The organism is Ruminococcus sp., assembly GCF_019417665.1.
In the GTDB taxonomy this organism is placed as follows: Bacteria; Bacillota; Clostridia; order Oscillospirales; family Ruminococcaceae; genus Ruminococcus_C.
Map to the genome: position 1 here is coordinate 1 of NZ_DXUU01000065.1, position 10,839 is coordinate 10,839.

Annotated in this window: 11 protein-coding genes and 1 pseudogene; all 12 read right to left on the reverse strand. The window is 40.9% G+C overall.

The features are described 5' to 3' along the window. Positions 1 to 170: 170 nt before the first annotated feature. A complete protein-coding gene (locus tag QZ375_RS12370; protein WP_295219567.1) occupies positions 171 to 509 on the reverse strand; it encodes a hypothetical protein in 339 nt (112 codons plus the stop codon). Further along, a complete protein-coding gene (locus tag QZ375_RS12375; protein ID WP_295219568.1) occupies positions 509 to 1,006 on the reverse strand; it encodes a hypothetical protein in 498 nt (165 codons plus the stop codon). Before QZ375_RS12375 ends, QZ375_RS12370 begins: the two co-directional genes overlap by 1 nt. A 16-nt stretch (positions 1,007 to 1,022) precedes the next feature. Next, complete coding sequence (locus QZ375_RS12380; protein WP_295219569.1) at positions 1,023 to 1,619, reverse strand: hypothetical protein; 597 nt, start codon at positions 1,617 to 1,619, stop codon at positions 1,023 to 1,025. Positions 1,620 to 1,621: 2 nt separating this feature from the next. Continuing rightward, on the reverse strand, positions 1,622 to 2,524 hold the full coding sequence (locus QZ375_RS12385; RefSeq protein WP_295219570.1) for a hypothetical protein: 903 nt from the start codon (positions 2,522 to 2,524) through the stop codon (positions 1,622 to 1,624). A 57-nt stretch (positions 2,525 to 2,581) separates the two neighbouring features. Next, complete coding sequence (locus QZ375_RS12390) at positions 2,582 to 4,150, reverse strand: AAA family ATPase (protein WP_295219571.1); 1,569 nt, start codon at positions 4,148 to 4,150, stop codon at positions 2,582 to 2,584. 128 nt (positions 4,151 to 4,278) lie between these two features. Continuing rightward, entirely contained in the window at positions 4,279 to 5,835 is a 1,557-nt protein-coding gene (locus QZ375_RS12395) for a recombinase family protein (RefSeq protein WP_295219572.1), read from the reverse strand. A gap of 7 nt (positions 5,836 to 5,842) precedes the next feature. Then, the gene (locus tag QZ375_RS12400; RefSeq protein WP_288837346.1) at positions 5,843 to 6,265 is read right to left on the reverse strand and encodes a recombinase family protein; all 423 of its coding nucleotides are present in this window, start codon (positions 6,263 to 6,265) and stop codon (positions 5,843 to 5,845) included. Beyond that, complete coding sequence (locus tag QZ375_RS12405; RefSeq protein ID WP_295219573.1) at positions 6,265 to 7,818, reverse strand: recombinase family protein; 1,554 nt, start codon at positions 7,816 to 7,818, stop codon at positions 6,265 to 6,267. The genes QZ375_RS12400 and QZ375_RS12405 overlap by 1 nt, the downstream gene beginning before the upstream one ends. Positions 7,819 to 7,848: 30 nt before the next feature. Then, positions 7,849 to 8,040 (reverse strand): SHOCT domain-containing protein, encoded by a 192-nt coding sequence (locus tag QZ375_RS12410; RefSeq protein ID WP_021681028.1) that lies wholly within the window; start codon positions 8,038 to 8,040, stop codon positions 7,849 to 7,851. Positions 8,041 to 8,050: 10 nt separating this feature from the next. Next, positions 8,051 to 9,064, reverse strand: coding sequence for an N-acetylmuramoyl-L-alanine amidase (locus QZ375_RS12415; protein ID WP_295219574.1), 1,014 nt, complete (start codon positions 9,062 to 9,064; stop codon positions 8,051 to 8,053). A gap of 1 nt (position 9,065) precedes the next feature. After that, the gene (locus QZ375_RS12420; RefSeq protein WP_295219575.1) at positions 9,066 to 9,506 is read right to left on the reverse strand and encodes a phage holin family protein; all 441 of its coding nucleotides are present in this window, start codon (positions 9,504 to 9,506) and stop codon (positions 9,066 to 9,068) included. 2 nt (positions 9,507 to 9,508) lie between these two features. Then, positions 9,509 to 10,839: pseudogene (locus QZ375_RS12425) on the reverse strand (hypothetical protein); the annotation flags it as partial.

Consider the following 10,839-nt stretch of genomic DNA (forward strand, 5'->3'; position numbering starts at 1 on the left):
TTTTTCATCTATTATCCTTGCTTCCTTGACATCAATACCACGCACTCAACGTGCCTTGAAAGCCTGATATTGATGTCACTATGACAACCATATTAGTGCGTCAACTGGGTAAAATGAGCAATTTTGACACTTTTCTACTGATCAAAAATTCTATGCCCTAATCGTATTTCTTACAGCAAAGCAAATTCATCCATATCTCCTTGCTCTACACTAAATGTTGTTTGCGTGTTATCATAGTAGGAGTTGTCAAGAATAAAGAAATTATCTGGATCCGATGTTTCAATTGATCTTGTTTCGCCTGTTATATCTAATTTAAATTCGTCTGGATCTGACGTTTCAATAGAATGAGTCAGAGTCCCATCAGAATCATGAACATACTCTCCTCTATCATATCTAAATTCATCTATATCACTCGTTTCCATCGATTCTGTAACAATAGTATCATCCTTAGAAGGAATTACTAACTTTTTTACTTGCTTTAAATAATTCGACAGAATATGCTTTTTCATTACGAATACTCCTTTTTATATACTAATATTTTAATATCATCAGGTTCTAATTGGTTGTCATTAACATATTGTATTTCAAATGACGAATCAAATATAAGAAATTCACTCTTAATAATACCAATATCTGATTGATCATTATAGATGACAATCATCATATCTGCATCCTGCATCTGTACGCACTTTTTTATATTCGTTAACTGTATGGAATCCTTTGAGTAAGGATCATTTAAAGTAGCTACATCCATATTATAAATAATACTATTTGAAGTGTCAACTCTTTTTGGTGCATTTGAGAAATGCATATAAATCTGATGATAAGAAAAAGCTATAATAAATAGGGTTAATGATGCTTCCATCCATTTTTGGATATTTAATACATAACTCACAAAAAAATTTGCCTTATTTTTTAAGGATTGATAATCATAATAATACTGTGAAACTAACCTTTGAGTCAAATTCTCATCTTGTTCCTCTTTTAATGTTGAAAATCTGCTCATATTGTACTTTCCAACTTTAATGTATTGAAAGAGATATAATACTATATTCATGACAAAATATGCCGAGATGATAAAAAAAAGCTTTGTAGATCATATTGGTTTTAAACAATAATAATATTGAATCAAAACTTATGCCTAAAAGTATTGGTAATGCTGTTAGTAATACAGTAGTATAAATATTCATTTTATTGTCGCTTTTTTCGAGCCTACTATTTTCTACTTCTATATGATAACATAAACTCTCTTTTTCTTTTTCCAAGCGATCTTCCGTCATCTTTGAATTATTCAAACGCATATAGTAGTCATTATATATCTGCTCTATATGATGGTCATTTTTATCGAAAATCTTCTTTAATGATATTAGTTTGAAAAGTTTTGGATGATACAAAACTTTATTAGTGTTATTATCATAAGTTCTACTAAGTGTTAATATGTAGAATTTATAAGCACCGAGCATAATTTGAAAAAGACTTAGCCGCCATGTTCTTAATTGTGACCTAACAGCAATACTGTTATCAATTTTTAACTCTCCATATTTCTCATCTTCTGTTAACGAAAAAACAGGAAGCCAAGAAGCAATTAAAAGTATTAAATTAATTATCTTCACTCTCATTTTTATCCCCCAAGTAGCATGTTCATAATACTATCAGAAATAGAAAGACCTAAGATACATTCGAGCCATTGCCATTGTCCATTTGGGTTGATTTCAAGGAAATACCATTTCCCATCAACATCCACTATGTAGTCTATAGCACCAAATCTTAACTGAAAATCTTTCATCATCATTTTAATACATTTTTTTATTTCTATCGGAATGTCGATAATTTCATATTGATTATTATTTCCAGCTCGCCAATCAATCATATTATCTGATACAATCTTTACAGCAAAAAAATCATCATCAACTACAGTAATCCTTACTTCAAAACTTTTTTTAATATATTCCTGAATATATACTGGGGTTAATTCTGGACTATCATAGCTGTCATTCTCATGCATTAGATTTGTTTGAATTATAGCTATTCCAGATGAAGTCTCAATTTTCCCTACAGAAATTGGCTTAATGATTCTTTGATCATTAATACATTTCCAGTAATCATTATTTCCAATAAATGATTTAGGCATTAAAATGGAGTGGCTTTTTGCATATATCAATTGAAATATTTTGTTTTCAGCCTGCCTTAATAAATAAGGTTTTGTGAGCACAACACCACTAAAGCTATTTGCCAGTCCATCTATAATAGCAAGAATATCACTATTAATGATTCGCCTGTATTCAGGAGCAAAATCACTTGTATCTGGGAAAGTAGGCTTACGATAGTATATACTTAGAGTTGTATTACTATTAATTGTATTATTTCTATACGATATTTCCCAGTAGGAGTTAGATATTGTAATTCCATAATCTGCAAACAAGTCAACATTAAATCTAAAAAAATTAGCTCTATATTTATTCTTTTCTATAATGTAGTCTATAGTTTTATCGTAAGAACATGTAATAATTAGAATTTTAGACATATACATCACCCACTATCGATCTAATACAATATTCATTTTTCACCATCAGAAAGATTCTTAAATGTCAACCATTTCAAACTGACAAGCGTGTTTTTTACTCTTCTTATCATAGTTCACGCCAACAAACAGCACTTTTCCATGATAATCCTTCAAACAGCGAATATAGTTCCGGTCTTTGATTTGCCCCAGTGCAATGCCAGTGCTTTGATTCCATTTCAGTTCCACGATCATTGCCGGGTTATGGTTTCCGGTTCTTGGTACAAATACCAGATCCGCAAAGCCTTCTCCGCCCTGCAACTCCCGATAAACCGCATAGCTGTCTTGTGCGGAATAGTATGCCAGACTCAGCACACAAGCCAGCGAATTTTCATTGTTGTACTGAATCACAGAACAGTTGTCACAGTGAACTTCCTGAAGCATTTCCGCCACCTTTTCCGCATTCTGTGCCAGTGTCAATTGCAGCAGCTTGTCGGAACGATGAATGGCATTGTTGACCGTCTGGAACTCCTGTCCCTGGATGGAATTGAGAAATTCCTGCCGCACTTCCTTGTTGGGAATCCAGGCAGTTTTTGTGTCGAAATCATAAGTCAGATACCCCAGATGCACCAGCAAAGTCAAAATATCGTCTGCTGTTTCAAAGGTACACATATCGTTCTGGAATGTTTTCGTGTTAATAGAAATATGCTCTCCGGCAATCATGCGAATGATCTTGTCCCGTAAGCCGTTTTCGTTGCGGACAATGTACATTTTCAGGGCCTCATAGGTTTCCGTTTGCGTCCAATAGCTGTCGAAGACTCGGTTCATCATTGCTGATGTCACAGATCTTGGATTGTAAATCGACACCCCGTTGACATTGTATCCGTCATACCAATCTTTTGTCTGCTCGAAAGACATCTGATAACATTCACAAAGTTGACGAACTTCCCTCTCTGTAAAACCAGTAGATTCTGCGAGTGCATATTGATTGGTCATGGAGTATTCATCAAACATATTCAGTGCAGAATGTTGACCGTATTTCTTGATTGGAAGAATCCCAGTCATATAGGCAAGTGCCACATAGGGTTGTCCTTTCAGAAGATCCCGCAGAAAATCCAGATATTCCTTTTGAGCAGTCGCATTATCCCGATGCACCCGGAAAATGGAATCCCATTCGTCAATGATGAAGATAAACTTTTCTTCACATTGACCGTACAGATCTTCCAACGCAATAATCAAACTGGTTTCTTCCGGCTCTATCACGGAGAATGTCTGTTTCATCTCTTTTAGCACACGTTTCTGCAAGAAGTCCAGCATTTCATGGACATTTTTGGTTCTGCCAAGGAATTTCTGCATATCGATGTGAATCACATTATACCGGTTCAAGTGCTTTTCAAAATCCGGTGTCTGTGCAATCTGAAACTTGGAAAACAATTCTCTCGAATCGCAGCCCTTGCTGTAATAAGCCGTCAGCATATTCTCTGCCATCGACTTTCCGAATCTTCTGGGACGGCTGACGCAGATCTCCTTATTTTCTCCAAACAAACATTTATTGGTGAAAGAAATCAACATGGTCTTATCCACATAAATTTCAGAATAAGTAACTGTAGAGTAAAACAAATCATTTCCTGGGTTCAGATAGATTCCCATGATGCAGCACCTCCGTTTTTTCTTAGTATACCATAAATTTAAGGAGAAATCAAGACAACAATGCCGTTATAAAATCTAAAAATCCTCCCCTGCTTTTATATTTTGCAAAGGAGGATTTTTGAAGTGGTTCACTTTTCAATGGAAACCGCGACACCTGATTGAAATGTAAAATTCAGTCGATCGGAAGAAACCGTTACTTTTGCAAGTAGATGCCGAACCAGCGTTTCATCAAATTCGGCAATCTGATGCGGCTGAGCAGCCAAAAATTCCTGCAGTTCCCGCATACGTTCTTTCTGCTCCTGTTGAGAAACATTTTCCCTTAAAGCCTGTTCCTTTTGCTCTCGCAGCCGAAAGATCTCCTGTGCTATCTCCTCATAATCCTCATGCCGTTCTGCACATTCGATCAACTTTTTCTGAAGAACATCTAATTTTCTCTGTATTTCCTTGGGCAGATTGGATTGTTCCATTTCAATCACTTCAGCCATATTTTCCTGTAAGATAGAAAGATATGTTTCACTGCCTCCTGTCAATTGATTCAGAGCCTCTACAAAAGCTTGCTTCAAAGATTCCTCATAGACTGTTCGTGCATGACACGCTCCTTTTTTCTCCAATCTGGTCATACATCGCCACACCACAGATTTGCAGCCTCGGTTATTCCAATGGATTCTGCGGAATTGTTCCCCACATTCAGCACAGTAAAGCAAACCAGTAAAACAGTGTTTTGCACTAAATCCACGCCGTCTGCCCATACAATCCACCTGTGAACCACGCCTTGCAATTTCCTCCTGCACCTGTAAGAACAATGCTCTGGGAATAATTGCCTCATGATCGTCCTCCACATAATACTGCGGCATTTCACCGTTATTTTTAATGCGTTTTTTCTTGAGAAAATCCACAGTATATGTTTTTTGCAGAAGGGCATCTCCCATATACTTTTCATTTTCCAGAATTAACCGAATCGAACTGTCATGCCATCGGGTATTTCCTCTTGCTGTTCGGATACCGTCCCGTTCCAGTCCCCTTGCGATCTGCTGACAGCTTGCTCCCTCCAGATACTCCCGATAGATTCGTTTTACCGTTTCCGCTTGTTCCGGATTGATCACAAGATCTCCGTTTTCGTCCTTATCATAGCCAAGAAAACAGCTGGCATTGACCATCACCTTTCCCTGTTGAAACCGATACTGCATTCCCAGTTTGACATTCTGACTCAGAGATTCTGATTCCTGTTGTGCCAGAGATGCCATAATGGTAATCAGCACCTCCCCTTTCGCATCCATTGTGTTGATGGACTCTTTTTCAAAATAGATTGGAATGTTTTGTGCTTTCAGCTGTCGGATGTAATTCAGGCAATCTACTGTGTTTCTGGCGAATCGGCTGATGGATTTGGTAATGAGCATATCAATCTTTCCGTCCATGCAATCCTGAATCATCTGATGGAACTGTTCCCGATGTTTTGTGGAGGTTGCACTGATGCCGTCATCGGCATAGATCCCAGCAAAGACCCATTCCGGATTCCTGTGAATGACTTCCTCATAATGTGCAATTTGTGCCTGATAGCTGGTTGCCTGTTCCTCTGTATCCGTGGAAACACGGCAATAGGCTGCTACACGAATCTTTCGAGTTTCCTGTGACGTTACAGCATGATTTCTTTGCTTTCGTGGTGGAATTGTAGTGACCTTTGGCATTGTTGCATTACTCCTTATTTTCTATCAAATGATAAAGATATTCTGCCTGCTGAAATGGTGTATTTCTATCTAGTTCTGGTATTTGCTGCGGCAGTTCCAACAAAAATTTTGTCTGTGGACATACGGGCTTTCTCCTCGTTTTTCCAAGTCGCTGCATTACATCTGCACGATGCTGCCACTCTGCATTTGCCCGATCATATGTTTCTTTGTCCAGAATTGCCGGATAAAAAGCATCTCCAAGGTAGCATTTTCGCTGCATCATTCGACGAACAGTGCTATGTGCCATGGGATGACCTGCTGCTCTTGCTGCCGACTGTAAACTCATACCGGCAATATAATTTTGAAAAATAAGGCGAATCTGTGCTGCCTCTGCCGGTATAATCACAGCAGCACCGTTTTCAATTCGGTAGCCGTAAGGAATCTGTCCCATCAAATTTTCTCCTTTAACAGCAGACCGCATTTGAGCCGAAATCCAATATGATTCCGATCATACAGAATTATTTGTTCTGCAAATGCAGAAAACCATGTCTCCTGAAATTCTGTCAACATTGCAGAATGCTGCTCTGTAAATCGCAACAGCTGTTTTAATTCTGCAATTATCTCAGTTTCTCCATGTGTTTCCTGTTCCAACTGTGCAATTTCCATACGGCAGGACTCCGCTTGTTTCTGCAAAGCATTCATTTCCTGCCGGAATAAAACAGGATCTACAACCTTTTGTGCATACAAACGGTGCAGTGTGTTTTTCTTTTCAGCATGAGATTCCAGCTGCTTTTGCAGTTCCTGCATTCGCCGGACATTTTCATCATTGCTGTTCGTTTTCAGCTGTTCTAACAATGGTTTCAAAATGTGCTTTCTGCTGAAAATCAGTTTGTTCAACATCGTAATAAAAGCGGCTTTCAATACCTCCTCCCGCACATATTTCATAGGACATTTTTGAGCACTTTCAATATGAGCAGCACACGTCCATGCAATTTCATTGCCGCTGTGGATCCTGCGTTTGCAAGTGCTGCCGCATTTGCCGCAAATCACCTTTCCGGAAAAAGCATATCGCTTTTGATATTTTCCTGTACCACACACAATACCTTTTTCGGCAGCTCGCTGTCGAATGACTGCATTTGCTTTTGCAAAAGTTTCCCGACTAACAATTGGTATGTGGTGATCTGAAAGAAGATAACATTCCACTTCCCCATGATTTTTGTGCCGATGAAAATGTGCATCGGTATACGTTTTCTGCAGCAAAACATCTCCCACATATTTTTCATTCGCAGCAATTCCACGAATCGCAGCATCACACCAATGACGTCCATTCTTGAAAGGAATCCCCTGCTGTTCCAACAGATCTGCAATCTGACAAGAACTTTTTCCGGATAACAAGGCAGAAAAAATGTATTTCACAATTTCTGCCTCCTCAGGTTCGAGCACCAGCTCTCCCCTGTCATTTCTGCAATACCCGTAAGGGAAAGACGATGACACATAGGTACCGTTTTGAAACTGGTGCTGTACCGACCACTTCTCATTTCTGGATATGGATAAAGATTCTTCCTCTGCCATGCTGCTGAGTATCGTCAGAAACAATTCGCTTTCCATACTGCCGGTGTCTATGTTTTCTTTTTCAAAGAAAACGGAAACCCCAATTCCTGATAGTTCCCGAACAAGAGCGAGGCACTCCACTGTATTTCTGGAAAACCGACTGATGGATTTCACCAGAATGCGGTCTACCCTGCCCATGCGGCAAGCCTGTAAAAGGTCTTGCAGTCCAGGACGAATTTCTGCTTTTGTTCCAGTAATGCCAGCATCATAAAAGATACCCGCAGATTCCCACTCTGTATGCAGTTTGATCCACGCTTCATAATGTGCCTTCTGCGTTTCCAGACTTTCCATCTGGTCATCATGCTCTGTGGAAACACGGCAATAAGCCGCTACACGACATTTTCGATGAACAGCTACAGAGCGATTTGCCTCAATTTTGGTAATAGTTTTCATGCTTCTGCACCTCCTTTTGACGTGTCCATATTACCTCTTTTTCGGCGGAATTGCAAGCGTTTTCGGCAATAAGTCCACGTAAATCGGAGAGAAAGAATGCCGATTTTTGAGCGTTAATTTGTCATATTCCTCAAAGGAAATCAAACCGGAATGATATAACGCATCAGTCAGCTTTTGAGCACGATGGTAATTCAGTTCATCCATCAATTTTTGTTGTTCCATAAAAGAATCCTCACTGATTGAAATTATCCCAAGAAACATAACCGGTCACATACTGTCCCACTGGTGTCTTTCCGCAGAACTCCGGCTTTGTGGTGATACGATAACGACCGTTCTTGCAGGCAATACCGTCATACAGATAGTAAGTGCCGCTGATTCTTCTGGTTACAGATGTAGTTTCTGCACTGGCGAACAGAGGTGTGTTGGCACGAATGGCAACCTTCTGTCCCTTGGTGAACTGGCTGCCATTGGTGTAGACCACATTTCCGTTGGAATCAAATACAGAATATCCGACCTTGCAAGCTTTTTTCGCATTTTCAAGAGAAGCATACGCACCCAGCTGCGACTTCGCATCTGACCAAGACTTTCTCACCCGGTAAAGCTGCTTTGTTGCAGGAATAGGTGTTGTGGATGCAGAACCTGCATTTAAATAAGACTGTACCTTTTTCTTGAACTCCGCCCAATGAGGCAAAATGTATGCCGGACACATCTTGTACCGATTGTACATTGTGTTTAGCTGGTCAATCGTTCCGTTTCGTCCGTCACGAACATTCAGCCAGTGGGTATGCGTGTAGAGATGGTTGATGTCCAATCCATATTGCTTTAATAACGCTGCGGCAAGTCTCGCACAGTTATCCTCCGACTTTTTATCCGTAGAATTATATGCAGAGGACATAATGCACTCAATGGCAATGGTTCTTCTGTTGCCGTTCCCAGAACCGTCAGCAGCGTGCCAGCCGCTCAGACTGTGGGGCAGATTCTGCCATGCACACACGTTATCCACATAGTAATGAACTCGCACATCCTTCATATTATTATTGACCGTTGCTCTCGTGTACTGCTCCGCAGGGGTCGTGCCGCTTGCAACTGTGATCCAGTCTGTGTTGTGGACGGTCACACCGATGATTTTTCCTGCCATGGAAACAGAGGGCATATCAATGTGGTTGGGATTGTGTTTGGTGAGTAAATACTCGTTGATTTTTACTCCGTTCAGAGTCGTTGTTGCATCGGGTCTTAAGATAGTCATATTACTTGTCCTCCTTGTCGGTCGTTTCGTCCGTTCTGCCGATTTTCGTTTGCAGAACATCAATTGCTTTTTGGATTGCGGGTGGGTAAGGAATCCCCATGAGCGATGTATTTTCCACGATGGAAAGCAGTTCGTTCAGGCAAAAGCTGATGCAGACTGCATCCCGGATATAGTTGGTATTCAGCAGAATATCCATCCGAACTGCAACGACGATCAGCATCAAGGTGCAGACTTTTTTCGCCAGACCGAACCAGCCAGCTTTGGAAGAAAGTCCGCCGCTTTCCGTGTGTTTTGATTTTTTCATCATGGCGGTGATGATGCCAGTGAAAAAGTCGATTGCCATAAAGACGACCAGTGTCACCAGAGCGGAGTCCCAGCCGCCAAAAATGGCAGTAAAAAAGCCGCCGACCAAGCCGACAGCCACGCAAATGGTATCTTTCATTTTCAACCCTCCAGTACTTTCAGGAATCGGATTTTCGGATGAGAATTGTTGCTTCTGCCTACCCATGCAAGGTAGTATTCGCCATCAGAAATGCCGGTACATTCTGTGATAGTGGTGATAAAGTTGTCCGACTGCAGCCATTGGAAATCCAGAGAAACCGCACGATTTGCATCGATCTCTGTGTTTACATACACGCCGATAGGAATGTCGATTTTCTGCGGCTTTTGCACCAGATACAGACTTCCGGCTTCGCTCGAACCCGACTGATAGGACATCACGATTTCCGCATTTTTCGTCAGAGATAAGGGCTTTGCACAAACGGTCAAAACCGACTTATCCCAGTTGAAGCACTCCTGCGAATAGGACAACACGAAATCATTTGCTGCACTGCAAAACTGCGGATAGGCAGCCAGAAAATCTGTCATTGTCTGATAGCTGCCGTCCAGAATCATGCTGAGATTCGATGCATAGGTCGAAACGGCATCCTGTCCAGACTGAAACAGAATGGTGTAATTTCTGCCGCTTGTCAGGTTATCGATTTGTTTTTGCAGGCTCTCCAAAGTGCGTTCTGCCGTTCCGATTCTGGAAGTATTGTTCTCCACCTTTTCCGAATAGACCGTAACCTTTGTACTAAGCCCATTGATTTGTGTGCCAAAGCCATCCCATTGTGCGATTTTAGCGGCAGTGATCTGATCCAATGCGGATTGATTTTCGTGGGTATGTGCCTTTTCATTCAGTGCTGCAATGGCTTCCCGGAATGTTTGGATATTGTAAGTTGTATCATCCTCGAATTCCTGAAGAGCACGCAGCAAGGAAAGTTCATCTGCCGTCAAATCATCTAAAACATTCAGATTTTTATGAACATGTACCTGCTGTAAAAGAGGTTGAACCGCAGCTTGAATCAGTGCTTTTACGGCATCGGTATCTGGATAATTTGTCAAATCCGGAGAAACGCCGTCCTTTCCGTCACGCCCATCTTTACCGTCTTTCCCATTTGTGCCGTCCTTACCGGGCAAACCATCTGCACCATCTTTTCCATCCTTTCCAGGTAATCCATCTTTACCGTCCCTGCCTTTCAAACTCTCCAGCCATTCTGCAACTGTCCCCACAAAACCATTTTCTATGGCAATTTCATAAGCAGAACGACTGTCTTTTCCGTTTGCCCCGGTTTGCATCCCCGAAAGCTTTTTCAAAAGCTGCGTATATAAATCCGGCGTCGGCGGAATTGGCGTATCCCCATCTGCAACAAACCCAGACGGTCGAATGTGAAGGGTGACAGGTACGGTTGTTGCACGCAGTGTAGTATCGCTTTCTGCATCGTAGCCAAACAAAC

Excerpts from the sequence above, each read along its gene's own strand:
- QZ375_RS12370 (WP_295219567.1), bottom strand. The coding sequence starts at position 509 with ATGAAAAAGCATATTCTGTCGAATTATTTAAAGCAAGTAAAAAAGTTA.
- QZ375_RS12375 (WP_295219568.1), bottom strand. The coding sequence starts at position 1,006 with ATGAGCAGATTTTCAACATTAAAAGAGGAACAAGATGAGAATTTGACT.
- QZ375_RS12380 (WP_295219569.1), bottom strand. The coding sequence starts at position 1,619 with ATGAGAGTGAAGATAATTAATTTAATACTTTTAATTGCTTCTTGGCTT.
- QZ375_RS12385 (WP_295219570.1), bottom strand. The coding sequence starts at position 2,524 with ATGTCTAAAATTCTAATTATTACATGTTCTTACGATAAAACTATAGAC.
- QZ375_RS12390 (WP_295219571.1), bottom strand. The coding sequence starts at position 4,150 with ATGGGAATCTATCTGAACCCAGGAAATGATTTGTTTTACTCTACAGTT.
- QZ375_RS12395 (WP_295219572.1), bottom strand. The coding sequence starts at position 5,835 with ATGCCAAAGGTCACTACAATTCCACCACGAAAGCAAAGAAATCATGCT.
- QZ375_RS12400 (WP_288837346.1), bottom strand. The coding sequence starts at position 6,265 with ATGGGACAGATTCCTTACGGCTACCGAATTGAAAACGGTGCTGCTGTG.
- QZ375_RS12405 (WP_295219573.1), bottom strand. The coding sequence starts at position 7,818 with ATGAAAACTATTACCAAAATTGAGGCAAATCGCTCTGTAGCTGTTCAT.
- QZ375_RS12410 (WP_021681028.1), bottom strand. The coding sequence starts at position 8,040 with ATGGAACAACAAAAATTGATGGATGAACTGAATTACCATCGTGCTCAA.
- QZ375_RS12415 (WP_295219574.1), bottom strand. The coding sequence starts at position 9,064 with ATGACTATCTTAAGACCCGATGCAACAACGACTCTGAACGGAGTAAAA.
- QZ375_RS12420 (WP_295219575.1), bottom strand. The coding sequence starts at position 9,506 with ATGAAAGATACCATTTGCGTGGCTGTCGGCTTGGTCGGCGGCTTTTTT.